The 26,051-nt window shown below is 71.3% G+C and carries 27 protein-coding genes and 1 pseudogene; 12 read left to right on the top strand and 16 right to left on the bottom strand.

Going from position 1 to position 26,051, the window contains the following annotated elements:
• The first annotated feature begins 32 nt into the window (after nt 1-32).
• From AB0O19_RS23660 to AB0O19_RS23640, 5 genes are all read left to right on the top strand, one after another.
• Complete coding sequence (locus AB0O19_RS23660; protein WP_363622094.1) at nt 33-1,631, top strand: DEAD/DEAH box helicase; 1,599 nt, start codon at nt 33-35, stop codon at nt 1,629-1,631.
• A gap of 130 nt (nt 1,632-1,761) precedes the next feature.
• A complete protein-coding gene (locus AB0O19_RS23655) occupies nt 1,762-2,139 on the top strand; it encodes a CBS domain-containing protein (protein WP_363622093.1) in 378 nt (125 codons plus the stop codon).
• Nucleotides 2,140-2,508: 369 nt separating this feature from the next.
• Nucleotides 2,509-3,450 (top strand): transposase, encoded by a 942-nt coding sequence (locus AB0O19_RS23650; RefSeq protein WP_363622092.1) that lies wholly within the window; start codon nt 2,509-2,511, stop codon nt 3,448-3,450.
• Between the two features lie 143 nt (nt 3,451-3,593).
• The gene (locus tag AB0O19_RS23645; protein ID WP_363622091.1) at nt 3,594-4,127 is read left to right on the top strand and encodes a DUF5994 family protein; all 534 of its coding nucleotides are present in this window, start codon (nt 3,594-3,596) and stop codon (nt 4,125-4,127) included.
• A 102-nt stretch (nt 4,128-4,229) separates the two neighbouring features.
• Nucleotides 4,230-4,523 (top strand): hypothetical protein, encoded by a 294-nt coding sequence (locus tag AB0O19_RS23640; RefSeq protein ID WP_363622090.1) that lies wholly within the window; start codon nt 4,230-4,232, stop codon nt 4,521-4,523.
• Between the two features lie 8 nt (nt 4,524-4,531).
• Here the strand turns inward: AB0O19_RS23640 and AB0O19_RS23635 are convergent, their stop codons facing one another.
• Together AB0O19_RS23635 and AB0O19_RS23630 are read right to left on the bottom strand one after the other, a co-directional pair.
• Nucleotides 4,532-4,801, bottom strand: coding sequence for a hypothetical protein (locus AB0O19_RS23635; protein WP_363622088.1), 270 nt, complete (start codon nt 4,799-4,801; stop codon nt 4,532-4,534).
• A gap of 285 nt (nt 4,802-5,086) precedes the next feature.
• Entirely contained in the window at nt 5,087-5,995 is a 909-nt protein-coding gene (locus AB0O19_RS23630) for a LysR family transcriptional regulator (protein WP_363622086.1), read from the bottom strand.
• A gap of 70 nt (nt 5,996-6,065) precedes the next feature.
• Here AB0O19_RS23630 and AB0O19_RS23625 point away from each other — a divergent pair, with 70 nt between their 5' ends.
• Both AB0O19_RS23625 and AB0O19_RS23620 read left to right on the top strand, forming a co-directional pair.
• Nucleotides 6,066-7,004 (top strand): NAD-dependent epimerase/dehydratase family protein, encoded by a 939-nt coding sequence (locus AB0O19_RS23625; protein WP_363622084.1) that lies wholly within the window; start codon nt 6,066-6,068, stop codon nt 7,002-7,004.
• Nucleotides 7,005-7,018: 14 nt separating this feature from the next.
• Nucleotides 7,019-7,903 carry an aldo/keto reductase gene (locus AB0O19_RS23620; protein WP_363622082.1) on the top strand — a complete coding sequence of 295 codons (885 nt, stop codon included), beginning with the start codon at nt 7,019-7,021 and terminating at the stop codon, nt 7,901-7,903.
• A 178-nt stretch (nt 7,904-8,081) separates the two neighbouring features.
• Here AB0O19_RS23620 and AB0O19_RS23615 read toward each other — a convergent pair whose 3' ends face one another.
• The 3 genes from AB0O19_RS23615 to AB0O19_RS23605 all read right to left on the bottom strand — a co-directional run bounded on the left by AB0O19_RS23615 (nt 8,082) and on the right by AB0O19_RS23605 (nt 10,023).
• Nucleotides 8,082-8,498 carry a hypothetical protein gene (locus tag AB0O19_RS23615; RefSeq protein WP_363622080.1) on the bottom strand — a complete coding sequence of 139 codons (417 nt, stop codon included), beginning with the start codon at nt 8,496-8,498 and terminating at the stop codon, nt 8,082-8,084.
• A 51-nt stretch (nt 8,499-8,549) separates the two neighbouring features.
• Nucleotides 8,550-9,167, bottom strand: coding sequence for an IS1634 family transposase (locus AB0O19_RS23610; protein ID WP_363622078.1), 618 nt, complete (start codon nt 9,165-9,167; stop codon nt 8,550-8,552).
• Between the two features lie 508 nt (nt 9,168-9,675).
• Nucleotides 9,676-10,023, bottom strand: coding sequence for a helix-turn-helix domain-containing protein (locus AB0O19_RS23605; RefSeq protein ID WP_363622076.1), 348 nt, complete (start codon nt 10,021-10,023; stop codon nt 9,676-9,678).
• Nucleotides 10,024-10,993: 970 nt separating this feature from the next.
• Between AB0O19_RS23605 and AB0O19_RS23600 the strand changes: the two genes are divergently transcribed.
• Nucleotides 10,994-11,155: a hypothetical protein gene (locus AB0O19_RS23600; protein WP_363622074.1), complete on the top strand. Its 162-nt coding sequence runs from the start codon at nt 10,994-10,996 to the stop codon at nt 11,153-11,155.
• A 303-nt stretch (nt 11,156-11,458) separates the two neighbouring features.
• Here the strand turns inward: AB0O19_RS23600 and AB0O19_RS23595 are convergent, their stop codons facing one another.
• The 4 genes from AB0O19_RS23595 to AB0O19_RS23580 all read right to left on the bottom strand — a co-directional run bounded on the left by AB0O19_RS23595 (nt 11,459) and on the right by AB0O19_RS23580 (nt 14,811).
• A complete protein-coding gene (locus AB0O19_RS23595) occupies nt 11,459-11,791 on the bottom strand; it encodes an ATP-binding protein (protein ID WP_363622072.1) in 333 nt (110 codons plus the stop codon).
• Nucleotides 11,788-12,126 carry a hypothetical protein gene (locus AB0O19_RS23590; protein ID WP_363622070.1) on the bottom strand — a complete coding sequence of 113 codons (339 nt, stop codon included), beginning with the start codon at nt 12,124-12,126 and terminating at the stop codon, nt 11,788-11,790. Before AB0O19_RS23590 ends, AB0O19_RS23595 begins: the two co-directional genes overlap by 4 nt.
• A 601-nt stretch (nt 12,127-12,727) precedes the next feature.
• A complete protein-coding gene (locus AB0O19_RS23585; RefSeq protein WP_363622068.1) occupies nt 12,728-14,128 on the bottom strand; it encodes a HAMP domain-containing sensor histidine kinase in 1,401 nt (466 codons plus the stop codon).
• Nucleotides 14,125-14,811 (bottom strand): response regulator transcription factor, encoded by a 687-nt coding sequence (locus AB0O19_RS23580; RefSeq protein WP_063352055.1) that lies wholly within the window; start codon nt 14,809-14,811, stop codon nt 14,125-14,127. Before AB0O19_RS23580 ends, AB0O19_RS23585 begins: the two co-directional genes overlap by 4 nt.
• Nucleotides 14,812-14,992: 181 nt before the next feature.
• Here AB0O19_RS23580 and AB0O19_RS23575 point away from each other — a divergent pair, with 181 nt between their 5' ends.
• The 3 genes from AB0O19_RS23575 (at nt 14,993) to AB0O19_RS23565 (ending at nt 18,309) form a co-directional block, all read left to right on the top strand.
• Nucleotides 14,993-16,210, top strand: coding sequence for a UDP-N-acetylglucosamine--N-acetylmuramyl-(pentapeptide) pyrophosphoryl-undecaprenol N-acetylglucosamine transferase (locus AB0O19_RS23575; RefSeq protein ID WP_363622066.1), 1,218 nt, complete (start codon nt 14,993-14,995; stop codon nt 16,208-16,210).
• 52 nt (nt 16,211-16,262) lie between these two features.
• The gene (locus AB0O19_RS23570; RefSeq protein WP_363622064.1) at nt 16,263-17,291 is read left to right on the top strand and encodes an SDR family NAD(P)-dependent oxidoreductase; all 1,029 of its coding nucleotides are present in this window, start codon (nt 16,263-16,265) and stop codon (nt 17,289-17,291) included.
• A 247-nt stretch (nt 17,292-17,538) separates the two neighbouring features.
• Nucleotides 17,539-18,309, top strand: a complete 771-nt coding sequence (locus tag AB0O19_RS23565; RefSeq protein ID WP_363622062.1) for a hypothetical protein — start codon at nt 17,539-17,541, stop codon at nt 18,307-18,309.
• 474 nt (nt 18,310-18,783) lie between these two features.
• On the opposite strand, the gene AB0O19_RS23560 is transcribed toward AB0O19_RS23565, so the two are convergent.
• Together AB0O19_RS23560 and AB0O19_RS23555 are read right to left on the bottom strand one after the other, a co-directional pair.
• Nucleotides 18,784-19,164: a VOC family protein gene (locus AB0O19_RS23560; RefSeq protein ID WP_363581071.1), complete on the bottom strand. Its 381-nt coding sequence runs from the start codon at nt 19,162-19,164 to the stop codon at nt 18,784-18,786.
• A 170-nt stretch (nt 19,165-19,334) separates the two neighbouring features.
• A complete protein-coding gene (locus AB0O19_RS23555; protein ID WP_363622060.1) occupies nt 19,335-20,468 on the bottom strand; it encodes a DUF4185 domain-containing protein in 1,134 nt (377 codons plus the stop codon).
• A gap of 394 nt (nt 20,469-20,862) precedes the next feature.
• Between AB0O19_RS23555 and AB0O19_RS23550 the strand changes: the two genes are divergently transcribed.
• Nucleotides 20,863-21,495, top strand: coding sequence for a peptidase inhibitor family I36 protein (locus tag AB0O19_RS23550; protein ID WP_363622059.1), 633 nt, complete (start codon nt 20,863-20,865; stop codon nt 21,493-21,495).
• A 46-nt stretch (nt 21,496-21,541) separates the two neighbouring features.
• Here AB0O19_RS23550 and AB0O19_RS23545 read toward each other — a convergent pair whose 3' ends face one another.
• The 5 genes and pseudogenes from AB0O19_RS23545 to AB0O19_RS23525 form a co-directional block, all read right to left on the bottom strand.
• Nucleotides 21,542-22,204 carry a PIG-L family deacetylase gene (locus tag AB0O19_RS23545; protein WP_363622236.1) on the bottom strand — a complete coding sequence of 221 codons (663 nt, stop codon included), beginning with the start codon at nt 22,202-22,204 and terminating at the stop codon, nt 21,542-21,544.
• 75 nt (nt 22,205-22,279) lie between these two features.
• Nucleotides 22,280-22,381 (bottom strand): annotated as a pseudogene (locus AB0O19_RS23540) (IS5/IS1182 family transposase); the annotation flags it as partial.
• Between the two features lie 69 nt (nt 22,382-22,450).
• Nucleotides 22,451-22,633, bottom strand: a complete 183-nt coding sequence (locus AB0O19_RS23535; protein ID WP_363581077.1) for a hypothetical protein — start codon at nt 22,631-22,633, stop codon at nt 22,451-22,453.
• A 157-nt stretch (nt 22,634-22,790) separates the two neighbouring features.
• Nucleotides 22,791-24,089, bottom strand: coding sequence for a glycosyltransferase 87 family protein (locus AB0O19_RS23530; RefSeq protein ID WP_363622057.1), 1,299 nt, complete (start codon nt 24,087-24,089; stop codon nt 22,791-22,793).
• A gap of 417 nt (nt 24,090-24,506) precedes the next feature.
• The gene (locus AB0O19_RS23525) at nt 24,507-25,820 is read right to left on the bottom strand and encodes a UDP-glucose/GDP-mannose dehydrogenase family protein (protein ID WP_363622055.1); all 1,314 of its coding nucleotides are present in this window, start codon (nt 25,818-25,820) and stop codon (nt 24,507-24,509) included.
• Between the last annotated feature and the right edge of the window lie 231 nt (nt 25,821-26,051).

Below are 26,051 nucleotides of genomic sequence, written 5' to 3'. Positions count from 1 at the left end.
CCTCGCGACGTGCCGCCCCAGGAAGGTTTCGCATGAACCGCTCCAGCCGCTCCTCGTACCAGAACGCCAACTCCCGCACCTCGACCTCCTCCCGCTCCGGCGCCGCCTACGGATCCCGCTCCGGCGGCAGCTCCTTCTACGGCGACCGGCCCTCCGGCGGCAGCTCCTTCTACGGCGACCGGCCCTCCGGCGGCGGCCGGCACTCCTCCGGCCGGACGAATCGTCAGGGAGGCTCCGTTCAGGGCGAGTTCGCGATGCCGGTGAGCACCACTCCGGCACTGCCGGCCGTCGAGGCGTTCGACGAACTGGACATGCCCAAGGCGCTGCTGTCGGTGCTGGCCCGCCAGGGCGTCACCACGCCGTTCCCGATCCAGGCCGCGACGCTGCCGAACTCGCTTGCCGGCCGCGACGTCCTCGGACGTGGCCGCACCGGTTCGGGCAAGACCATCGCGTTCGGCCTCGCGGTGCTGGGCCGCACCGCCGGGCGGCGCGCCGAGGCGCGCCGCCCGCTGGCGCTGGTCCTGGTCCCCACCCGTGAGCTGGCGCAGCAGGTGACCGACGCGCTGACGCCGTTCGCCCACGCGGTGCGCCTGCGCATGGCGACCGTGGTCGGCGGGATGTCGATCGGCCGCCAGGCCCACGCCCTGAACCAGGGGGCCGAGGTCGTGGTCGCCACCCCCGGGCGGCTCAAGGACCTGATCCAGCGCGGCGACTGCCAGCTGGACGGGGTCGGCATCACGGTGCTCGACGAGGCCGACCAGATGGCCGACATGGGCTTCCTGCCGCAGGTCACCGAACTGCTCGACCAGGTCGCCGAAGGCGGGCAGACGATGCTGTTCTCGGCCACCCTGGACCGCAACGTCGACCGCCTGGTGCGGCGCTTCCTCAAGGACCCGGTCACCCACTCGGTCGACCCGTCCGCCGGGGCGGTCAGCACGATGGAGCACCACGTGCTCCACGTTCAGAACTTCGACAAGGACGCCACGATCGCGCACATCGCCTCGCGCGAAGGCGGGGTGATCATGTTCATCGACACCAAGCACGGCGCCGACGCGCTGGTCGAGGACCTGCTCGCCAACGGGGTGAAGGCGGCGGCCCTGCACGGCGGCAAGTCCCAGCCCCAGCGCACCCGCACCCTCGAGCAGTTCCGCACCGGCCAGGTCACAGCGCTGATCGCCACCAACGTCGCCGCCCGGGGCATCCACGTCGACGGGCTCGACCTGGTCGTCAACCTCGACCCGCCGAACGACCACAAGGACTACCTGCACCGCGGTGGCCGCACGGCCCGGGCGGGCGAGTCCGGCACCGTCGTCACCCTCGTGCTGCCGAACCAGCGCCGCGAGATGGCCCGCATGATGACCACCGCCGCCATCACCCCCGTCACCACCCGCGTCAGCGCCGGCGACGAGGACCTGGCCCGCATCACCGGCGCCCGCGTGCCCACCGGCATCCCCACCGTGATCGCGGCCCCCGTCGTCGAGCGCCCGCGCCGCAGCACCTCCACGAGCCGCAACCGCCGCAGGCGCCCCGCCCTCACCGTCGGCGCCACCGGCGCGGCCGCCGTGGGCCGGGTCGGCCAGGGTTCCTCCGGCCGCCGCCGGGCACCTCGCCGCGTCGCCCTCGCCGCCTAGCAAGCAGACGTGGGCCCGGACCGCCGCCGCGGTCCGGGCCCGCCCCCGGCGGACCCCCGTCGGCCGTCCCACCGTCGTCAGCGCCCACTACCGCCGGCCCCGGCGGAAGCGACCCCAAAGGAGTCCGCCCATGACCCTCACCCTCGAACGCACCGCCGCCACCACGGTCCGCGACCTCATGACCCACCCCGAGCTCCAGATCAGCGACGACGTCATGCTCGACGTGGCGATCCACATCCTGCACGGCTCCGGCGCCGACCACCTCCTGGTCCGTGACGACGACGGCCGCTGCGCGGGCCTCCTGACCCGTCGCCACCTCGCCCCGTTCCAGGCCGGCTCCCGGACCACCGCACGGACCCCTGTACGCGACATCGTCCTCGACCGCGCCCCGTACGCCACCCCCGACATGCCCGCCGCCACCGCGGCAGCCGCCATGCGTGCCCGCGGCCTGGCCGTGTGGCCGGTCGTCGACCACGACGGCCACGCCATCGGCCTGCTCAGCCTCTGAACCCGCCTGCCGGCACGCGCCCGCGCTCATCGGCCCAACGAAGGCGTCGTTCATGCCCACGACGCCACCCAACCCGGCACCCACCGGTTGACCGCCGCGCCCCCTTCCCACCGGCTCGGTCCTGTGCTGCCTACCCCAGGACCCTGCGCTGTGCTGCACGAGCCGGGTATCCCCGCCGCTGCGAGGCTCACACCACCCGGATGTGGCTGACGGTGTCTTGCCAGTCGTGGCTCCTGAGGAGTGGCCGTCCGGTTCTCCTGGCGCCCTGACCGCTGATTGAGATCTGCCTCCTGATCGCTGTTCACGGAGCTGACGGCGGGGTGTTCCTCGGGCCGGGGAGAGTGCTGGTTTCGGCGTGGGGAGCGTGGGATGGCAGAGCGGCGGGCCCGGGTGTGGGTGGGGATCGACGCTGGCAAGGGCCACCACTGGGCGGCGGCCGTGGGCGAGTCGGGGTTCCAGGTCTGGTCGAGGAAGATCGACAACGACGAGGCGAAGACCGACGCCCGCGACGCCTTCGTGATCGCCGAGACCTCGCGCCTGCGCAGGGACTTCGCGGCCGTGGACGTGCCGGCCCAGCTGGTCGCCGACCTCGCTCTGCTGGTCGCGCACCGCACCGACCTGGTCGCCGACCGGGTGCGGGTGGTAAACCGGCTCCGCGACATGCTGACCGGGATCTTCCCTGCCCTGGAGCGAGCCTTCGACTGGTCCAACAACAAGGGCGCGCTGACCCTGCTGACCCACCGGCAGACCCCTGCCGGAATACGCCGGCTCGGCCGCACCCGCACGGAGTCGTGGCTGCGCAAGCGCGGCGTGCGCTCGGCGGACAAGGTCGCCGACCTCGCAGTGGAGGCCGCTGGGGCTCAGCGCACCGTGCTGCCCGGCGAAACCATCGCCGCCTCGATCATCGTTGACCTGGCCGCCCAGCTGCTGGTGCTGGACGACCGGATCCGCAGCCTGGACAAGCAGATCAGGGAGACCTTCCACGCCCACCCGCAGGCGCACATCATCGAGTCGATGCCGGGCATCGGCCCGGTCCCGGTGCCACGCGACTCCGGAGGACGTACCGGCAATCTGCACCGTCCGAAGCGGTACAGCCGTCGCCTGCGCAGGGTGTTCCACAGGTCCGCGCAGACCAGCATGATCAAGGACGGCCCCAACCGGGACTTCTACCTCAAGAAGCGCGCCGAGGGCTGCGGCCACGTCCAGGCCCTGATCGCCCTCGCAGGGCGCCGGGTGAACGTCTTGTGGGCTCTCCTGTGCGACGGGCGAGAGTTCACCCCCGTTCAGCCGGTCGCGGAGACGGCGGCTTGACCCGGTCATTGAAACTCCTCGCGGCGCCTGTTCCGGGGCGCAGTTTGACCGTAAAGTGGCGGGTCTGACGCCGTGTCGCAGTAGGATGACGTTACCGAAGGCACTTCGCGAACTGGCCCCGATGCCGGTTTCGTCTCCGGCGAATGACAATCCTGGGCCCACGTGAGTGGCCCCGGAGACGGGTCCACGGCATGACCGTCCCGCTCGACCACGTGCAACCCGTACCCGCCCCGGCCACGCCTGGACCGGTCCTGCGGCTCTTGCTCACTCCCGATGGCAGCGCCCCAGGTCGGCTCGATGGCGCCTGGTGGCCGCGCTCACGCGATCTCGTCGCCGAAATTCCTGCACTGGCGGTAGAACTGGACGAGCGGTGGGGTCGCGTCACGCGCGTTGTGCTGAACCCCACACACTGGCCGGTGATCCCGCGCCGGATCCCGGTGGCCGGCCGTATGGTGCACGCCGGCTGGTTCCTCCAGGAGCAGGACGAGAACGAGATCATGGTGCGCTCCTACGCGCCGCGGCGCCTGGACCTGCTGGTGGTCCCGCCACAGAGCGGCGAGGCGGAGGCGGCCAAGCTGATGAACGCCGCGGCCGACCCCGCCAACACGCGCACAGCGAGCGAACTGATCGCGCAGTGGACGGCGCTCACCGCTGCTTCGCACCAGGCCCCGCAGTAGAGGCCGGGGATCAGTTCGAGCAGGTGTGCTTGGACCCCTCGGTTGATGAGGACGACGGGTGGGGCTGGTCGCGGTGCCGGGCCGGATCGTCAGGCTGGCCAGGTGGTAGAAGATCATGCGGCCGGTGGGGCGGACGGCTCGGTTGTCCGGATAGAGGCCGCGCATGGTCTGTTCCGGCCCGAGAGCCTGGCGTACTTGGCGTTCGATCAGGCAGAAGATCAGCAGGGCCAGGCAGATCACGGTGATCAGGGCGGCGATGCGCCGGTTGTGTTGCAGGAAGACCGGCGCGACCGCGAGGGGGCCCTTGAAGTCGTGGTAGCGGCGTTCGACCACGGCTTGGCCCTTGTCACGCAACAAGGCCCCGGTCTCCTATCTGTGACCCACGGTGCAAAGTAGCGAGGTGATCACGTACTCGCCTCCGGCGTGGCCTGTTCGTCATGGTCGCGGAGCATGCGGATGACGGTGGCAGGCGAGGGGTACCGGCCGTTCTTCTTGCCGGTGGTGATGACGAGCTTCGCGGCCATGTCCCGCAGGCTCAGACCTTGATCCCGGTAGTGCAGGGCCATGGCGAGCATGTCCAGGTCCGCGACGGTGGCGCCGCCGATGGTCTTGCCGCGCTTGCGGGCGGACTCGTGGCCTTCCAGGGTGCGGTCGCGGATGTACTCGCGTTCCATAGCCGGAAGCGGGCGGTGTGGTACTGCGCGGCGACCTTGCCCTTGCCGGTCCGGCACGGCGAGCCGGTCGGCGCAGGACGACATCTGGCAGGCGTGTGCTTCAACGAGCGCGTACGGGTCGGCGGTCACGCCGGAATCGCTTCATGAGGGTGTTTCATCCGTCCCGCTGTTTGCAACAACTTATGAAACATGATCGCCGCAGGTCGTGCGCCGCCGGGCGGGGCCTTTCACAGGCGAACACCTATGAAACATCGACCCGTCGGCGTTCGCTGGGTCCGCAGAGGATCAAAGCCCGTTGTGCTGCATTGCCTGCTCGCGAAGGGCATGGATGAGAGTCCTGACGTGAGGCCGGGCACGGCCGCCGATCGTGGCGACGCCGATGTGCCGGATCGGGCCTGGCGGCTTGATCGGGACGGCGCTCAAGCCGGGGATCTTGGGGGTGAGGGCGACGGAGGGAATCAAGGAGATTCCCATGCCAGCGGCGACGAGGGAGCGGGCGAAGAAGTAGTCGGTGGTGGTCCCGCGGATCTCCGGATCAAAGCCGGCCTGCTCGGCGTAGCGGCGCAGGTATGCCTCGGTCTTCAGACAGCCGAGCACCCAGGGGTCTGCGGCCAGTTCGGCAAGGTCGAGCGCGTCGTGGTTGGCGAGTCGGTGCCCTGGCGGTAGGACGATGTGAAGGGGGTCTTCCAGGAGCGGCGTCCACTCCAGGCTGGGGCTGAGGGCCGGTCCGATGGGGAGCGGGCCGTCGAAGTGGTAGGCGAGGGCGAGGTCCACGGCGCCCTGCCGGACGAGGGGAAGGGTGTCCTCGGGTTCGCCCTCCCTGACATGGAGCACGGTGCGGGGATGGGCTGCCATGAGCTGGGTGAGGGCGGCGGGCAGCAGGAGCCTGCCACCGCTGGTGAACGTGGCGACGGTGAGCTGGGTGCGGCCAGTGCTGAGCTCGGCGACCTGCCTTTGCGCATGTTCGAGCTCAGCGGCGACGGATTCGGCGGCGCCGACCATGATCTGGCCGGCCTGCGTGAGGGTGACGCCTCGGGTGCTGCGCGCGACGACCTGGGCACCGAGACTGCGTTCCAGGGCAGCCACCTGCTGGGAGACGGCCGAGGGGGTGAGGCGGAGAGCCGCGGCCGCCCGGTTGAAGCTGCCGTGCTCCGCCACCGACCGCAGGACCCGGAGCCGCTGCACATCAATCAACAGTTTTCCTTAATGCGCATGCAGTAAGTCAGGACTTCTGCTGATGACGATAGGTCTCCAGCATGGAGGCATGCAAAAGATCTGCGTCATCGGCGGAAGCCGGTACTTCGGAAAGCTCCTGGTGGAGCGCCTACGGGCGGCGGGCCACCAGGTCACCTTGATCAACCGCGGCTCCACTCCGCCGCCTGCCGGCGTCGATCACCTGGTCGTCGACCGCAACGACGAGGCAGCCCTGACGGCCGCGCTCGACGACCGCACCTTCGATGTCGTGGTGGACCAGATCTGCTACACCCCGGTGCAGGCCGCCATCGCCGCCCGGGCCCTTGCCGGCCGCACCCGTCGCTACGTCATGACCTCCACGATCGAGGTCTACGACCCCACGACCGCCGCCCTACCGGCCGTGCCCGCGGGGACGCCCGTGTCGGAGGAGAGCGTGGACCCGGCCACCTGGCAGGTGGCCATGGACCTGCCCTGGCACGACGACGCCTACCTGGAGGCGCACTACGCCGAGGGCAAGCGGCAGGCCGAGGCCGTCTTCGCCCACGCCGGCGGCTTCGCCTTCGCCGCTGTCCGCAGCGCCCATGTGCTCGGCGGCGGCGCGCAGGAATTCACCGGCAGGCTGGCGCACTACGCCGGGCGCATCACACGAGGCGAAGAGATCACTGTGCACGCGAACGCGCTGCCCACGGTCTTCATCCACTACGAGGAGCTGGCGGACCTGCTGCTGTGGGCGGCCGCAGCCGACTTCACCGGTGCGGTCAACGCCTGCTCCGACGGCCCGCTCGATGTACATGGCCTCACTGAGATCGTCGCCACGCAGGCTGGCAGGGAGGCCGTCCACCGGACCGTCCCAGCGGGCGAGAAGGCTTCGCCGTTCTCCTTCGACCGCCACTACGCCATGAGCAACACCCGCGCGAAGGCGCTGGGCTTCTCCTTCTCCCGCACCACCGACTGGCTGCCCGGCGCCGTCGCCGAAGCCCTCGCCATATCCGCCGCTCCCACCGCGTAAGGAACAAGGCCACCATGCAGTACCGCACCCTCGCCCGCACCGCCGTCAGCGCCATCGGCCTGGGCGCCATGCCGCTGTCCATCGAGCACCGCCCGGACGAGGCGCGGGCCATCGCCACCGTCCACGCCGCCCTCGACGCCGGTGTCACCCTTGTCGACACCGCCGACAGCTACCACTGGCACGCCGGCGAGGCGGGCCACAACGAGCTGCTGATCGCCCGCGCCCTGGCCCGCTACGGCGGCGACACCTCCCATGTCCTGGTGGCCACCAAGGGTGGCCGCGGCCGCCCCGGCGACGGCAGCTGGACCGTCACCGCCACCCCCGCCCACCTCAAGCAAGCCGCCGAAGCCTCCGCCAAGCGCCTGGGCGTCGACGCGATCGGCCTCTACCAGCTGCACAAGCCGGACCCGGCCGTACCCTGGGCGGAATCCGTCGGCGCGCTGCGCGAGCTTCTCGACGCCGGCACCATCCGCGCCGCCGGCATCTCCAACGTCAACACCTCCCAGATCCGCCAGGCACATCAGATCCTCGGCGACGGACTTGTCTCCGTGCAGAACCAGTACTCGCCCGCCGTCCGCGACAGCGAGCCCGAGCTGCGGCTGAGTGAACAACTGGGGCTGGCTTTCCTGCCCTGGAGCCCACTCGGCGGCATCACCCGCAGCTCCCTCGACGGCCCCTCCGGCCCCACCTCCATCGGCACCGCCTTCCACCGCATCGCCGCCGAACGCCGCGTCAGCCCACAACAGATCGCCCTGGCCTGGCTGCTCGCCCGCTCCCCGGCAGTGATCCCGGTACCGGGAGCCAGCCGCCCGGCCTCCATCACCGACTCCGCCAGGGCCGTGGAACTCACGCTGAACACGCAGGAACTCGTGGAACTTGAGGACGTTCTGCCGGGCTGAGGTCACGGGTCGATTGCCGACCTTGACCGCGTCCGGCTGTGCGCTGCGGCCTGCCGCTGCCCGCTCCCGGCGCATGAACGCTCCCACCCCTCCGCCGTCTCCTCATTCGGAGTAACGAAGCGGGGAACCTCAAGGAACGGGGCCCCGGTCAGGCGCCGGCGCTACTTTGCACCGTGGGTCAGAGATGGGAGAGCGGGGCCAACAACACCTGTTCGCCGGTGGCCTGTGCGGGGGTGAGGTTGGTCAGCAACGCGTACCAGCCGTCGACGGCGGCCAGGACGTCCTGGCCGAAGTGCCATTCCAGGACGGGCCGGCCGTCGGGGTCGGCGGTGGTCGTGGTCCGTAGGCAGTCCTCGACGCGGCGGGTCCTGGCGATCACGCCGATCCGGGCGGCGATCTTCTCGGCCGTGCCGTAGAAGCGTCCTCCGGCTCCGCGCTGGAGCTTGTCGAGGTCCTCGGTCGCGTGGGCCAGCCGTCTGGCGCGGGCGGCCTGCTGGCCGCGGGCGTTTCCGCTGGAGTGGACCAGGATCCTGCGCAGGCGGATCTCGGGGTCGGTCTTGCGCCGCCCGGGCAGGGTATGGGTGTCCTCCAGCACACGGTAGATCTCACGCCGGTCGGTGGGTTTGCTCGCGTCCCGGTCCGGGACTTAGGCCACGACCCGCGCATCTTCGAGGTTCAAGGCCGCATAGACCTCGTCGGGGACCTTGGCGGCCGGGGCTGGGGCGATGAAGGCGACCTTCGCGTCCAGCAGGGCGGTGACGTTGGAGTGGGACACGAGCTTGGAGTCGGCGATCAGCAGGAAGTCCCGGGGGGCGGCCATCTTGCGCAGAGCGTTCATCGCGCCGACGACCTGGGCAACCTCGCCCGCGCCGCCGTCGTAGACGCGGTGGAACAGCGGGATGCCGCCGTCGCCGCTGACCGCGAGGCCGGCCTGGATCTGCTTGAGATCGACCCGGCTGTCCTTGGGGTGGCCGTACTTGACCTGTGGGACCTGCTCGTCCTGGTTCTCGTAAGCGACGAAGAGGGACATCGAGGTCATGTCCCGGTGGATCCGGGACACGTCGATGCCGAACTCGGCGATGGCCTGCGCACCGGTGGTGTCGACCAGCTTGTCCAGGTGCGGTGCGATCGCGTCAAGTGCGCGGGCGAGCCGGTCATCGCCCAGCAGGTCCGGCTCGACGCCGAAGACCTCTTCCACGGTCCATTCCCGGGCCCAGTCGTCGACGCGGACCAGTGGCGCCGGGGCGGACAGCCGGTTGGCCACCAGTACCTCTCACCTGGCCGTGGGTGAGGTGCGCGACCTCGCGGATCGGGAACAGCCCGTCGACGATCCCAGCCACGTCCAGCCGGCGCAGAAACTCGGCAGAGGCGGGTGGAGCGTCCAGACGCCTCTCCACCACGGGCGCGAACTCCACTGTCATCCGAGGACGGTGCACCCGTGAGCGACGTGAAAGAGATATCGGCATGCCGGGATCAACGACCGGCACCCCACCAGGGCACCGGTCGCATCACCAGTTCATCCGAACCAGTCACGTGCGAAGGACGGGGCTAGTGGATGAGCACCCCGGGTGTGACCTCCAGCGGGGCGGCGAGCCGCCGTAGCAGGCGACGCCGGGGCCGGTCCGCGCCAGTGCGGCAGGGTGTCGGCCGGCCGTGCCGGTGGGGAACGGTCGGCCGCCTATCAGCGCCGCGGGGGTGCTCGGGTTCGGGGCGTCCCGCGGTGTGCGGCTGATTGCTCACCGTGGGCCGGTCTCATCGGCCTGATGGGTGGGTCAGGTGTCGGCGGCCGATTCCTGTCCGGCGTCGTGGCGGAGCTGTTCGTTGATGCGCAGGGCTTCTTCGAGTTGGTCTTCGAGGATGATGATGCGGCAGGCGGCGTCGATGGGGGTGCCCTGGTCGACGAGGTCGCGGGCGCGCATGGCGATCCGTAGTTGGTAGCGGGAGTAGCGGCGGTGGCCGCCTTCGGAGCGCAGGGGGGTGATGAGGCCCTGTTCGCCGAGGGCGCGCAGGAAGCCGGGGGTGGTGCCGGTCATCTCGGCGGCGCGGCCCATGGTGTAGGCGGGGTAGTCGTCGTCGTCGAGGGAGTCGGGGGTGTGCGGTCGGATGGTTGCCGTGGTCACTGCACCTCTTCTTGTTGTGTCGGGGACGCGCTGAGGGGCCCCGGGACCGTTGCGGCTCCCGGGGCCCCGAAGGGTTTTACACCATCTGCCGGCCTGTGGCCGGGTTCCTTAGGTCCGCACGGCCCCGGGGGAGGGGGCGTACGGGGATCGCGTATGCGTGACCGGAAACCACCGTCCTTGCCTTGGGGGTCTTCGGATTCCGCCCGGGTGACTTCCTCACGGGCCGGGCGATCCTGATGGCGCGCTGTCCCTCCATTCATCCTCTGTAATGGCCGGTTACTGCGAACTGCGGGTGCGTCCAACTGCCTGGTACTGCGAACTGCCTGGTAGTGCCAACTGCCTGGTACTGCTGTGGCGGTCCCTGGCGGTCCCGCCGAATCCGGCAGCCAGCCCCGTCGCCCGTCCTGCTCACCTGCTCGGCTTGGAACCCCACTGCCGGACTCCCAGCACGCGCGCCCGCAGTCTGGGCGCCTTCACCGGGATACCGCGTACTGCGACTGCCGGTACCACTCAACTCAACTTCACCTACGGGTACTGCACCTGCTCAACTGCGGTACCGCTGGTTGGCGGCCCCTGATACCTGCGGGCCACCCGGCCCGGCCACCGGCCCTGTCGCCTTTACTGCACCATCCCTGGCTTCAGGACCCTGCAACCGTGCCGACCTGCGCACTCCCGTACTGCTGCCCGCCAGTTCGTGTCTGGCGGGTACCGCTTGACTGCTGTCTACGAGAGAAACACTAACCACGGTGCGCTGCAATGTCTACTCCGGCGGGCACAGATTTTTCGATGCCGGTCGAGGAGGTAGTCTGCGCCCCGCACGCGGTGGAGCGGCCGGTCGCCGCAGCCGCACCAGGACAAAGGGCGCCGCGTCCGGCGTCCGGGAATCACGAGCGGAGGGAGGCGGGCGGTGGAAGGGCCGCAGGCCGCAGGGCGGGGGCGTAGCCCCGGTTCCCATACTCAGGCGGCGCTGGTGGCGGCCATCGCCGAGGCGGTGCGAGACCGGGACGAGCGGGTCCTGCGCCGGCTGCTGGCACGTTTCGCCGAGCAGGCCGCCATCACGGACCTGCCCGCCCTGCGCGATGCCCTCGATGCCACCGGCCAGCACGGCGACCGCCCCCCGGATACCCGGTAGGCCCGGCCGCAGTACGGCCGAGTCGGAAGGCGCCGGTGGTGGCATCGCAGGTCAGGCCGATATTCCAGCAGCACCACGATGCCCACAGGTCAACCGTGCGCGCCCACCGCCGCGAACGCGACCGCACGCCCGGACGATCTCCTGGCGGCGGGCATGGTGCTCGGCGACGAGTTGGGCAGCCCGGGCGCGGGCGGCCCCCGGGGCGGACCACTCGATGCCGGTCCGCAGCCCGCGGCGGCCGAGGATTCCATCGGGGCTGGTCAGATCGGTCATCAGGTCTCGTCCCTTCGAAGTGGTGACGGTTCAGGCGGTGGTGCGGGGACGGGTGCTGCTGGGCGCGAACGGCGGCTGTATCGGGGACCGCCCGGGGCGCGGCAGCACGCGCAGGGCGGCTCGCACCGTGCGGCGCGGGGCGGCCATGAGCTGGCGCCGAGTCACCGCCTGCTCGGGCAGGGCCAGTTCCGCCCAGACCCGCTTGCCCCTTTTGGTTCGCTCGGTCCCATGGGCCAGAGCCAGGCGCTGGACCAGCAGCAGCCCACCACCCGTCTCCGCGTCCGTGCCGGCCTGGCGGCGCCGGGGCAGCGCGGTCGAGCCGTCGTAGACCTCGACCGGAGCCCGCCGCAGCGAGACGCTCACGTAGACGCGACGGTCAGCATCGGCCGGTCGGAATGCTGCACGGCGTTGGTCACCAGCTCGGTGCTGACCGTGTCCAGCGCGAGCCGGGAGTCCTCGTCGAGCCGGACGCCCCAGCTGACGATGCGGGCCCTCACCCTGCGGCGGGCGACGGGCACGGAGGCCGGAGCTCTGGTCAGGAAGAAGACACGGGAGTGCGCGACCACGGTGAGGAACTCTTCGGCGCTGGCCCGGAGAGCGGCACCGGCCGCCCGGGAATGGACGAGCGGGTGGGCGGTGCTGCCGATCGTGAAGCCGAGGCGGTCCGCCGTTCTCGGGACTCTCGCTCGGCCTGACATCGAGTCAACAGGTGCGCGCTGGGCGTGAACACGGTAGGGGCACTCCGGAGGCTTGAAACCCTTGAAACCCTTGAAACCCGGCCCGGGGGCGGCGATGGCAGCACGCGAACGGACACCCAACGGCAAGCTCGCCGCACTGGACGCCGACCTTGAGGTCCGCCCTCGCGCCGAGCGGCAGCATGCCCGCGAGGTCGTGCAGGCGTGCGGGCGGAAGGTCAAGCTTTCGGATCTGGCCGGCAGCAAGGGGCGCTTTTCTCGGCAGGCAGGTGTTGTGGGGCGGCTGTCACGGTGGGCTGCTGTCGACGAGATGGGTAGATCGCCCGCCAGGCCCCGGGGGGCCGGGGGCGGATCTCCAGTCCTGGGGACGCTGAGGGGACCGATGACATGGAGGGCCATGGAACGAGGTTGGTCTCAGATGGCTGCCATATTCGGGCATGGGCTATGAAAGTGGACCTAGGTGGGGCCACGTAGATGACAGTAGAACGAGTTTTCGAAACCGGGGCCAAGAGGTGCCCCGGTCAGGCGGTCGGCGGCGCGGACCAGCCGCCGACGGGGCCGCGCCGCCGCTCCTCCTCCGGGCCGCCTGGCCGCCGCGGCCCGCTCAGCCCGGCAGCCGCAGGCGGAACAGCGCCCCGCCGCCGGGGGCGGCCTCGGCGGTGAGGGTGGCGCCGTGCGCGTGGGCGATCTGCCGCGCCATGGCGAGCCCGAGCCCGGAGCCGGGCAGGGCGCGGGCGGCGGAGGCCCGGTAGAAGCGGTCGAAGACGTACGGCAGGTCCTCGGGCGCGATGCCGGGGCCGTGGTCGCGGACGGTCAGTTCCAGCCCGGCGGTGAGCCGGACCTCGACCGTGGCGCCCGGCGGGCTGAACTTGGCCGCGTTGTCGAGGAGGTTGGAGACCAGCCGGGCCAGCCGGGCCGGCACGCCGGGGACGGTGCGCTCGGCGGCGCCGTGGCCCGCGGCACCCTCCGCGTCGTCGTCGAGGGCGAAGGCGATCGCCGGCCAGTGGCCGCGCGCGGTGTCGACGCAGTGCCCGACGAGCCGGCCGACCGCGACCTGTTCGAGCAGCGGCTGCGGCTCCTCGTCGCGGGCCAGCTCGATGAGGTCGTTCACCATCCCGGTCACCTCGCGCAGCTGGCGGTGCAGCGCGGCCGCCGCCCGCTCCCGCTGTCCCTCGGTCAACCGGTCGGCCCGGGCCAGCAGTTCGGCGTTGGTGCGCAGCGCCGTCAGCGGGGTGCGCAGCTCGTGCGAGGCGTCGGCGACGAGCCTGCGCTGGGCGGCCACGGACTGCTCCAGTTCGCCCAGCATGGTGTTGAAGCTGCCCGCCAGCCTGGTCAGTTCGTCCTCGCGGCGCCCGGGCGGCAGCTCGATCCGCAGCCCCGCGTCCCGGGTGTCGGCGATCCGTTCGGCGGTGCGGGTCAGCCGGGCGACCGGGGCGAGGGCGGTGCGGGCCACGGTGCGCCCGAGTACGGCGGCCAGCAGCAGGCCCGCCGCCGCGACGGCCGCCATCAGCGCGCCGGCCTGCCGCACTCCCTCCTGGACGCTGTCGGCGCGCAGCGCGACCTGGACGGCCTGCCGGGCACCGGGCGGCGCCGCGATCATCGGGGTGGTGAGCATCCGGGCCGGGTGGCCGCCGATGGTGAGGTCGGTGAAGTAGCCGGCCCGCTGCCGGTCGGCGACCTGGCGGGTGGTCGGCGTGACGGGCAGCAGGTACGGCTCGTTCGGCGCCTTGCCGGGGTCGGCGGAGACGATCTGGGCGCAGGCCGGGGCGGCCAGGAAGTTGCACTCGCCGTAGACGACCTGCGGCCCCTGGTCGCGGTGCTGCTGCTGCACCAGGGTGGCCTGCTGGGTGAGGTGCTGGTCGAGCTGGTGGTTGAGCTCGTAGCGGACGATGCTGAACGCGGCCGCGCTGATCCCGAGCGCCACCACGGCGACCGCTGCCGTGCAGGCGAGGGCCAGCCGGGTGCGCAGCGGGCGCCGGCGCCGCCAGCGCGCGTGCGCCCTCAAGCCCGGTCCAGCCGGTAGCCGACCCCGTGCACCGTGTGCACCAGCCGGGGTTCGCCGCCGGCCTCCAGCTTGCGGCGCAGGTAGCCGACGTAGACGGCGAGGGAGTTGGAGTCGGGGCCGAAGTCGGCGCCCCACACCCGCTCCATGATCACCTCGCGCGGGAGCACCTGGCCGGGGTGGCGCAGCAGCACCTCCAGCAGCGCGAACTCGGTGCGCGAGAACTCCACCGGCCGTCCGGCCCTGCTCCCGGTCCGGGTGGCCGGGTCGACCTCCAGGTCGGCGAAGCGGTAGCCGGGCTCCTCGGCGGCCGGGGCGCTGCGTCGCAGCAGGGCGCGCAGCCGGGCGGTCAGCTCGTCCAGGGCGAACGGCTTGACCAGGTAGTCGTCGGCTCCCGCGTCGAGGCCGTCGACGCGGTCGCTCACCGAGTCGCGCGCGGTCAGCACCAGGATCGGGAGCCGGTCGCCCAGGGCCCGCAGCCGGCGGCAGACGGCCAGCCCGTCGAGCACGGGCATCATCAGGTCGAGGACCATCGCGTCGGGCTGCCAGCCGGACACCTCGTTCAGCGCCGCCAGCCCGTCGGCGGCGCCGCGCACCTGGTAGCCCTCGACGGCCAGCCCGTCCTCGACGGCGGCCCGCACCTCCGGATCGTCGTCGACGACCAGCACTCTCTGCCCGTTGCTCATGCGGACAACCCTCTCAGAACGAATCTGAGAAGCCTCTTAGCTCGTCCTCGCGGCGGCCACGGGGCCCTCTGCCGGGCGTTGCCACCTCTGTGCCGCCGGTCGCGTCTGGGCGCGTCCGTCGTCCTCGCCCCGCAGAACGACTCTGAGAAGTCTCTTAGGCGGCCTCAGCAAGCTCGACGGCATGCGGACAGAACACGGCAACCACGGCAACCATGCCAACCACGATCCGGCCCGCCCCCTGTCGGTGGTGATCGGCGCCGGCGGCACCGGCGGACACATCTACCCGGGCCTCGCGCTGGCCGAGGCGCTGCGCAGAGCCGACCCGCGGGCCGTGATCTCCTTCGTCGGCACCGAACGCGGACTGGAGACCACCCTCATCCCGCAGGCCGGCTACCGGCTGCACACCGTCGACATGATCCCCTTCGACGCCTCCCTCGGCGCGCGCCGCTACCTGCTGCCCGCGGCGCTGCTGCGCTCCGGCCGGGACTGCCGGGAGATCCTGCGGGCCCAGGGCGCGCAGGTCGCGGTCGGCATGGGCGGCTACCCGAGCGCGCCGGTGATCGTCGGCGCCAGGATGGCCGGGCTGCCGAGCGTGGTGCACGAGTCGAACGCGGTGCCCGGGCGGGCCAACCGCTTCGCCGCCCGGCTCACCCCGCACATCGCGCTCGCCTTCGACCGCACCCGCGAGCACCTGCCCGCCGGCCGCTCGGCGCAGACCGTCGGGATGCCGCTGGTCGGCGCCGTCGCCCAGCTCGACCGGGCGGCGCTGCTCGCCGAGGCCCGTCGGCACTTCGCCGTCCCGGAGGGCGTCCGGCTGCTGGTCTTCAACGGCGGCAGCCTCGGCGCCGCCCGCCTGACCGCGGCCGCCGTCGAACTGGCCGGACGCTGGCGCCACCGCACCGACCGGCGGCTGCTGATCAAGACCGGCCCGGCCGCGCTGGCGCAGGTCCGGGCCGCGCTGGACGGCAACCCGGTGGCGCACGCCGTCGCCTACCTGGACCGGATGGACCTCGCCTACGCGGCCGCCGACCTCATGGTGTGCCGGGCCGGCGCGGCCACCGTCGCCGAACTCTCCAGCCTCCGGATGCCCGCCGTGCTGGTGCCCTACCCGCACGCGCCGCACGACCACCAGACCCACAACGCGCGCGTCCTCTCCGACGCCGGCGCCGGCCTGCTGCTGCCGGACGGCGAGTGTACCGGCGAACGGCTGGCCGCCCTGGTGGAACCGCTGCTCGCCGACCCGACCCGGCTCGCCGCGATGGCGCAGGCCGCCGACCCGGGCGACCACGCGCGCGCCGCCGACCTGCTGGCCGCCAAGGTGCTGCGCGTCATCGGCCGGACCCCGGCGCCCGCGCCGTCCGCCGTCCCGGCCCCCCTCCCCGGCCCGTACGACCGCTGACCACCTGACTGCTGACCGCCGACCACCCGCCCCGAACCACCGGAGGACCACCATGAACCGCCCCGCCCACCCGAACACCCCCGCCGCCCACCAGGACTGGACCGGCCGGACCGTCCTGGTCACCGGCGCCGAAGGCTTCATCGGCAGCACCCTCGTCGACCTGCTGGTCGCCCGCGGCGCCCGCGTCCGGGCCCTGGTCCACTACAAGCCGTACGCCGAGCGCGGATACCTCGCCCACTACCTGGCCGACCCCGACAGCCCCGTCGAGATGCTCGCCGGAGACGTCCGCGACGCCGGCCGGGTCCTGGACGCCGTCGCCGGCTGCGACACCGTCTTCCACCTCGCCGCGCTCATCGGCATCCCCTACAGCTACCAGGCCCCCGAGGCCTACGTGCAGACCAACGTCGTGGGCACCCAGAACGTCGCCGCCGCCTGCCTGCGGCACGGCGCCCGCCTGGTGCACACGTCCACCAGCGAGGTGTACGGGACCGCGATCACCGCACCCATCGACGAGCACCACCCGCTCCAGCCGCAGTCCCCGTACTCCGCCTCGAAGATCGGCGCGGACATGATGGCACTCTCCTACTGGCACGCCTTCGAACTGCCGGTCGCCGTCGTCCGCCCGTTCAACACCTACGGCCCGCGCCAGTCCGCCCGCGCCGTCATCCCCACCATCCTGGCCCAACTCCACTCCGGCGCACGGGAGATCAGGCTCGGCTCGACCACCCCCACCCGGGACTTCACCTACGCCACCGACACCGCGGAGGGCTTCCTGGCCATCGCCCGCGCCGACCGCACGCTCGGCGAGACCGTCAACCTCGGCACCGGCAGCGAGGTGTCCATCGGCGACCTGGCCAAGGCCCTGATCGTCGCCTCCGGCCGGGACGCCGACATCGTCGTCGACCCGACCCGGCTGCGCCCCGGCGGCAGCGAGGTCGAACGGCTGCTCTCCGACAACCGCAAGGCGCGCGACCTGGCCGGCTGGCAGCCCCGGGTCGGCCTGGACGAGGGCCTGCGCCACACCTCCGACTGGGTCGCCGAACACCTGCACCTCCTCGCCCCGGACCGCTACCAGGTCTGACGCCGCGCTTTGCGGCCAACTTCCCCCTGGGGAAGGGGGCTTGGTGCCGGAGCCCACCCGCCGGCTCCGGCACCAAGCCCCACCACCGGCGCCGACACAACGACCCCGGAAACCGGCACCTCAAGAACCGCCGCGCGTTCGATGAACGTGCCGCCTTCCCTCAGGTGTTGGCTGCCGACAGTGATCGTGCGGTGAAAGGGTGTCCTACACTGCGAGCGCCGGCACGGACCGCGATGGGAGCAGGTGAGTGGACATCGACGTCCATGGATTGATGTCGTTGTCGGCCCAGCAACGCTACCGGCTGCTCGCCGACCGACTGAACGCCTACCGGCTATGGGCGTACGAAGACCTCTTCCCCGCAGCGTTCGCCGACGCCGTCGACATCATCCACGCACGTGGCGAGCAGCACCTCGATGCCCAGCGGTTCGTCGACCACACGTTCATCAACCTGATCACCAGACCCGGCGACCTGGTGGCCTTGTGCCGGCGAATCCCTGCCGCGCACCTGCGTCTGGCGGCTGTCGAGGCCTACGTCCGTCATCCTCTGGTCCCGCCCGACGTACTGGCCGCCATGGGTGCCTCGGGTGAGGTGTATCGGGAGCTTCCGCCCGGGGGCTGGGCCGAGGTGCCGATGCTCCTGCACGCGTCCGCCAGACTCAGTGCCGAGCCGAGCCGCCGTTTCGAGCTCCATGAGCTGGTTCCGTTCGGTACCGTCCACGATCGGTCGTGTGCCCGGTCGGTTCTTCACTCGGCTCTGGAGGCGGACCAGCTCACCGACCGGGCGCGCGCAGCCGTGCTGAGTCCGGGCGGTGTTGAGATACCCGCGCCCGCCTTCCACGACGGCCAACGGGCGCAGGTGGTGCTCGATGACCGTAACCGCACCCCCCACTGCGGCACCGTCCGGGACAAGGTCTGGCACCACAGGGATCAGCAGTGGTACTTCTTCCTGCGCGACGACTCCGGGCGCAGGATCAGCAAGCGGTACTCCGCCGCGGACCTGCAAGCCCGCTGCGCCTGACAGCCGGCCCACGGCTCGGGTGGCTCGGCCACACTCACCGTGTCCGTTCGGGGTGGCGAGCGGGGCGTTGGAGTGCTGTCGCAGGACACGGGGGACGGGTGTCGGTTCCCTCACGTCGGTCGGACCGGGAATCTCCGGCACCGAGTTCTTCGTCAGCACCCGGCCGACCCACTTCGTCGCGGACAGCTCGCCCAACTGCGGGAAGCGACGCTTCAACGGCTCGACGTCCGTCCGCACCTGCGCCGGGGTCGTCGCGGCGGCGGTCAGGCGGCGGTCCTCACCTTGCCCGGCGGAGTTCGTCTCCGGTGCCGACGTGCAGCCAGAAGCGAGTAGCGCCGCGGCGGGGATCACCAGCAGGTTCCGAGCGCTGCCCGTTCGCGGCTTCACCTTCACCGGCGTACGTTTCACGGGTTCGTCCCCGACCTTCTCGGTTGAACGTCTCTGCACAGTCCTTTTGCCACGTCAGAATGGGCATCAGAGCGGGTCGATGCGGGCCTTGAGCAGGCAGAACTCATTGCCTTCGGGGTCGGTCAGGACATGCCACTGCTCCTGCCCGGTCTGGCCGATGTCGGCCGGGCGCGCGCCGAGCGCCAGAAGGCGTTCGAGCTCGGCGTCCTGATCGCGGTCGGTGGGATTCACGTCGATGTGCAGGCGGGACTTGCCCTTCTCGGGCTCGTCCCGACGGCTGAGGAAGATCGTCGGTTGCGCACCGCCGAACCCTTCGCGCGGCCCGATCTCCATCGAGCCGTCGTCCTCGCGACCGAGTACGACGAAGTCCAGGACCTCGCACCAGAACCGCGCCAGCACCTCGGGGTCGCGGCAACCGAGCACCAGCTCACCGATACGACACGCCATGACGAATACCTGCTCTCAGCCGGGGAACCGCCGGGGAGACCGCACGCGAACCGCACGGGCTCCCGGCAGCGAAAACAACCCCGCGACCGTACCGGACGAGGCGAGCGCGGTCGACATGATTTCCGGGCCGACACCGGGCCGGCGGCATCGGGCCCGAAGCCGGAGCGGGCTCAGGACAGCATGTTGATCCGGTACTGCATGATCCGGTAGTTCGTCGGGTCGTACCACTGGCTGACGACGATGTGGAAGTTGCCGAACGTCGAGCCGGGGATGACGAAACCGCCGTACGGGCTGGCGACGAGGTTGGCGACCTCCTGGCCCGGGGCGCAGGGGAGGATCATGGCCTGCTCCAGCGTCGTGGTCAGGTCCGAGGTCGGAAGGGCGAAGACCATCGCCCTGATCGACAGCTGGTCCATGTTCAGCCACGTGAGGACGTACTTGCCGTCCATCGCGCGGAAGCACATCTCGCCCCACTTGCGGGTGCCGAAGACGGTCGTCGGGGCGGGCGCGTTCCACCGCCACCCGCCGTCGGCGTAGCCCCACGGCTCGTAGGCGTCCGGATTGCCGAGGCTCTCCTTCCGTACCCGGTGCAGCAGCATTCCCGATTCCACGTCGCGGTTGAAGACCGTGGACAGGACGTAGCAGTAGCCGTCGTCGGCCACGGCGTACGTCTTCTGCTGGAACTGGCCGCCGTACAGGTCGCCCGGCCACTGGCACAGGTACTGCCAGGTCTCACCGTTGTCGGTGGAGCGCCAGAAGTCGGTGTGGTGGGTGTCGTAGATGACGCCGCGCATGAGGTGCATGTACATCACGCCGTCGACGACGAACACGTCGGACGGGATCGCCGTCGTGGCCTTGTCGCCGACCGGGTTGTGCGGCTCGTCGACCAGGCTGTTGGCGTGGCTGCCGCCGACGCTGCCGTCGATGCGCAGGTTGTTCGGGTCGGCGCTGCTGGAGCGCAGACCGACCGGGGCGCGCCAGTCGGCGGCGCCCACCTGGGCGCCGCCGAAGGTGTCGCCGCAGACGAAGAGCATGGTGCCGTCCGGACACAGCACCGGGATGCCGAGGTCGGTCCACGGCGAGGCGAACGGCCCGGTCTCGACCGGTCCGCTGAGGTTCTTCACCTTGGTCGCGACCGTCGGGCTCGGAGGGTCGTTCGGACCGCCGGCGACCGCCGCTGGGGCACCCGAACCGATGGCCCCCGCCCCCACGGCGACGCCGATGCCGATCTTGAGGAGCTTCCGGCGGGAGGGCCCGCCGGCCGTCGCGTCGTTCCCGCCCGATGAGCCCGATGAGAGTGTCATTTCTGTCGATGGCCTTTCCGAGTCGACGAATTCCCGTGGCTCCGAACGGATCGCGCACCTCGGCGGCGACGGGTCGCCACCGAGGCTACGTCGCCCCGTCGCCCTCCCGTCGACCGGTGGGCAAACCTTCACCCAAATTGGCTATGCCACACGGAAGTTCCGCATCCGGACGTGGACCAGCCGACGGGAGGTGGGGCCGAACGGCCACAGCCGGACGGCCCGCCGACCACCGGCCGCTCCGTGACCCGATCCCGGACGATCCCGGACGGGCGCGGTGAGCGGCAAGTACTCTCCCGGGCGCAGGTTTCGATCGATCAGCGCGTGCGTGCCGTTTCACGCCCCCTGATCGAGACGCGAGCATCACATATCGTATGCGTATCGCTACCGTTGGAATATGACGCACTCTCAAGTCCGCAGTCTCCTCGTTCGTGGGGTCGTGGCCTTCGTGCTCCTGGCTGCGCCCCTCGGGGCGCGGGCCGCAGCCGCGCCCAGTACGGGTGAGGACGCGCGGCCCGCCATCAGAAACCTGGCCCGCGGTGACCGCGACCTGCTGCAGCAGGCGGTGGACGCCCAACTCGCCGCGAGCAAGGACGGTAAGCAGACCGCCGCCAACGAGATCACGTACCCGGACGGGGCGGTGGTGGTCCTGCCGCTGCCGGGCGAGGCGCAGGCTCCGCCGTGGAGCGGGGACCACCACCGTCGGTCCGCCAGGGGCGCGGACTGGAAGAAGTGCCCGGCCCCGACCAGCGAACCCTCCTACTACTGCTTCTACGCCGACAAGAACTGGGGCGGTAGGAGGCTGCAGTTCAACCTCTTCCACGAGGACAGGCCGGTGTACTTCGCCGACTACGGGTTCCGCGACCAGACCAGCAGCTGGGTCAACACCGCCCGCGGCCTGGAGGTGATCGTGGACAACGACCCGGGCGACGGCCAGTGGCAGATGCTCTGGAAGGAGCCGCCGGAGTCCCTGTCCGCGTCGGTCGGCTTCGACAACATGGCCGACCGTTTCTGGGCCGTTCGTCAGTAGCCCTACCGCGCGCCGGCTGAGCTCGTGGCCCCGACCGGCTACTCGGCTACGCCACCGGCCCCGGCTTGTAGTCCGAGGGGAGCGTGTGGACGAACTCCCGCGGGTCGGAGTGCGACTGTTCCATCCAGACGGGCACGCTGCGGTAGCCGAGGGCGTAGAGGTTCCGCTTGGGGTCCCATGTGTTGGAGGCGAGGATCGAGGCACGCTTCTTCGCCATGTGGGCGTCCGGGATGTCGAGGACGTAGGAGGAGGCGGCGTCGCTGCATGCCTTGTGCGTGGGGTTCCCGTCGAGTCGGCCCGCGGCGAACTTGTGCGAGGCGCCCGGGTACTGCTTGGCGAGCGAGCGGACCTTGGCGATGACCTTCTGCACGAAGCCGTCGAAGTCGCCGTTCGCCTCGTCGGAGAGGTCGAAGTTGATGACCTTGGCGACGCCCAGGGCCTTGGCGGAGAGCTTGAACTCGGCCGTACGGCCGACGACGACCTCAGGGGTCGGCCAGGTCTCGGCCCAGCCGAGTGCGTGGTAGTGCCCGGGGGCGGAGCAGTTGTTGCCCAGGCTCTGGCATGTGCCCTGATTCATGTACGGGGCGAGCCCGCCGTTCTCGCCCCGGGTCACCAGCACGAGATAGACCGGTCGCCCGGAGGCCTTGTGCTCCAGGATCGAACCGGCGAGCCCGATCGCCTCGTCGTCCTGGTGCGGCGAGTCGAAGATCGCGGGAGCCGTCGCGGCGTGGGCGCCAGGCCCGGCCAGTGCTGGCCGGTTCCTTCCGCATCACGGCAGTCGGCGGCCCCGCCGCGGATCGCGCACCGGCAGCGGCGCTTCGATCTCCGCCCACTGGGCGTCCGCCCGCGACGAGTCATAGGAAGGCCTGCACGAAGGGACACACATGGCGGTGATCTTCGCGGACACCCCGCCGCGAAGATCGCCGCCAGCGCATCACGCCACGATGTTGATCGGTTACCGAACACTTTCCGAGGCGGGAGGGGAGATCGTGCCCGCGGTGACCGGCTCCGGCGTGACCGTGATGTAGGTCGGGGCCGGAGCGGTCTCCCGGGCGCGGGCCGTGTACCAGCCGGCGCCGAACGCGAGGATTCCGATCAGGAGGCCTGCGAGGACCATGGTGACGTACTGCTGCTTCATGGCCCCAAGGGTAGAGCGCCCGTGGTCAACTCCCGTGCCGCCACGGCATGATGGCCACCTCTCGCGTCAAGCGTGGTTGACGCGAGAGGTGGCCATCATGCCGTGGGAGGGAGGAAGGTCGCTGCCCGAAGCCGCGTGACCGGGCGATCCGGCGAACCTACGCGGTCAGCGCCGCCGCCCCTGTGGCCGGTTCGAGGTCGCCCGGAGTCCACGAGCGCCGGAACTCCCCGATGGTGGCCCGGAGCACGGCTATCAGCGCCAGCAGCATCAGCGCGCCGTGGGCCGGCATCGACAGGTACGGCGACACGCTGGGGGCGATGAACTTGAGGTAGCTGCCGAAGGACGACAGCTGGACCAGGACCGGCACGTACCAGAGCCGCCGGGGCAGCTGGAAGGCGATGATCACGCTGATCACGTCCGCGACGTAGAAGTAGCGCTCGTGCATGGACGGCAGCAGGAACGGCACCGCGATCGCGAAGACGGCGGCCAGCAGCAGGATCCCCGTGTCCGTGAGCTCGGGCCGCCCCTCCCGTACCGCCGGTGCCTCCCGCCCGTCCCCGGCCTTCAGCGCCGCCGCCCCGCCGGCGCGGTGGATGGCCCAGACCGCCAGCCCGATCAGCACCAGCACCAGCGCGCCCGCGACCAGCACACCTGCGTGCCGTACGGCGTCCTGCTCCTCGAACGGCACCGAGACGAACTGGTAGACCGACGGCGCGTTGAGCGTGAGGTCCTTGTACGTGTCCGGCTGCCGGGCGTACACCGTCAGCAGCTGCCAGGGGTCGGAGCCGAGCAGGACGGCGGGGATGTCGAGCGCCACGTACACCGCGGGAAGGGCCAGCAGGCTTCGCCACGGGATCCGTCGCGCCAGCACCAGGACGAGCAGGAGCGGGAACAGGAAGACCGCCTGGAGCTTGAACGCCAGCGCGATCCCGAAGAACGAGCAGGCCCACCACGGCCGGTCGCGCAGGATGTGGTAGACGCCGCCGACCAGGAAGGTCGTGAAGATCGCGTCGGCCTGGCCCCACCAGCCGCTGTTGGTCACGACCGTGGGGAGGAAGAGGACGATCACCGCCGCGCCGAGGGCCCGCCAGGGCTGCTGCGGGGACCGCAGGGAGACGATGCGGAACGTGTAGTACGCCAGTGCCAGGTCGAACAGGATCGAGACGCACTTGATACCCGTCAGCGCGGCCACCGGAAGGTAGGTGAGCGCGGCCATCAGGTACAGGTAGGGGACGTTGTAGTCCGAGAAGCCGGTGCCGCTGAGAGCGTGGAACCCGCCGTTGTTCGCGATGTACTGGTACCAGGGCCCGAGGAAGTAGTAGAAGTCCGTCGACTCGTTGTCCAGCATCAGGATGCGGACCGAGAGTGCGGCCATCACCGCCGCCATCGCGGCCAGAATCAGGACCGTCGGGTCGGCCGTGCTCTGACGCGGCTCCTCGGCGGTTATCTCGGACATCGGTCTCCATTCGGGTCGGCGGTGCGGTGGGCCGGCCGGGGTGCGTGTCGTGGGTCGGACGGCGAGGCCGGTACCGCGGCCCTCCGCGGGGGAGCCCCGTCCGCAGGGCGGCGGCCGGACCCGAAAGCCCTCCGTGCCCCACCCCTTGGTCCGCCCCCGTGGCCCGTTCCCGTGATCCGTTCCCGTGGGCCGGCCCCGACGGTGGCATCCGGCGGGTGGTGCGCGAACGGGCGGATCCGCCCCCGGCCGATCATAGGCGCCCGTGTCCACGGGCACTCTGCTGGCCCCGGATCGTCAGGGCACGGAGAAGAGCCGACCCGGGCGGCACGGACGACACCGGCCCCGGGGGCAACCACAGGGGTGGAGGCGGACGTGGAGCCTGACGGGATCGACGCGGCTGCCGGGGCTCCGAGCTGCTCAGGGGCGGCCGAGGGCGCGGAAGGTCCAGCCGGCCGCGCGCCAGCGAGCGGCGTCGAGGGTGCCGCGGGCGTCGATGACCCGGGGGACGGCGATGTGCCGGGCGAGGTCGGCCGGGTCGGCGTCGGAGTACTGGGGCCAGTCGGTCAGGTGCAGCAGCAGTTCGGCGCCGGTGACGGCCTGGGTGGGGTCGTCGGCGTAGTCGAGCCGGGGGTAGGCCCTGCGGGCGTTGTCCATGGCGGCGGGGTCGTGGACGGTGACCTCGGCGCCGGCCCGCTGGAGGGCGTCGGCGACGGCCAGGGCCGGGGAGTCGCGGATGTCGTCGGTGTGGGCCTTGAACGCGGCGCCCCAGACCGCGATCCGCTGGCCGGTCACGGCGTTGCCGAGGACTTCGCGGGCGAGTTCGACGGTGTGCTCGCGCCGGCGCCGGTTGATCGCCGCGACCTGGCGGAGCAGGCCGGTGTCGGCGCCGAGCTCTTCGGCGCGGTAGGTGAACCCGGCCAGGTCCTTGGGCAGGCAGCCGCCGCCGAACCCGAGGCCGGGCCGCATGCCCTCGGCGCCGATCCGGTGGTCGTAGCCCAGGGCGAGGACGATCTGCCGGACGTCGGCGCCGACCAGCTCGCACAGCTCGGCCATCGCGTTGATGAAGGAGATCTTGGTGGCGAGGAAGGCGTTCGCGGCGCCCTTGATCAGTTCGGCCGTCGCGATGCCGGTGACGATCAGCGGGGAGCCGGCGGCCAGGATGTCGGCGTAGACCTGCCGGAAGGCGGCCTCGCTGCCGGTGTCACCGTCCTCGACGCCGAGCACGATCCGGTTCGGCTCCAGGGTGTCCAGGAGGGCGAACGACTCGCGCAGGAACTCCGGCGACCAGGCCAGGCCGACGCTCACCCCGGCGCGGAGGTGCTCGTCCAGGGTCTGCCGCAGCTCTGCGACCGTGCCGACCGGGACGGTCGATTTGCCGATGATGACCGCGCCGTCGCCGAGCCCGGGGGCCAGGCGCCGGACGGCGGTGTGGAGGTGGGTGAGGTCGTAGGCGCCGCTGCCGTCCCTCTGCGGGGTGCCGACGCCCAGGAAGTGGACGTCGGCGAAGTCGGCGGCCTCCGCGTAGGAGGCGGTGAAACGGAGCCGTCCGGTGGCGGTGTGCTCGGCGAGCAGGTCGTCCAGGCCGCGCTCGACGAACGGGGCCTGGCCCTTGTTCAGCGCGTCGACCTTGTCGGCGTCGGTGTCCATGCCGAGGACCTGGTGGCCGAGCTCGGCCATCGCGGCGGCGTGGGTCGCGCCGAGGTAGCCGCAGCCGATCACGGTGAGTTTCACGAACGTGTCCTTCCGAAGGGGCGGGCGGTGTCCGCGCCAGCCGGTCCTGCGATTCCGCGCATCCGGTTGTCACCCCTGAGCGTGAATCGGTGGTGGCCCCGACGGGAGGAGGTTTCCGCAGGTCCCGGCGGAGGCCCGGAGCACCAGGCAACCGCCTGGCAGCCCGTGCGGACAGGGCTCGCAAGGGGGCTCACACATCGTGCATCCGGTTCACCATGAGCGACGGATGCC

The organism is Kitasatospora sp. NPDC091276 (assembly GCF_040684355.1).
Taxonomy (GTDB): domain Bacteria; phylum Actinomycetota; class Actinomycetes; order Streptomycetales; family Streptomycetaceae; genus Kitasatospora.
The sequence above is the reverse complement of the archived record's forward strand: the minus strand, read 5'-3'. Positions and strand labels throughout refer to the sequence as shown.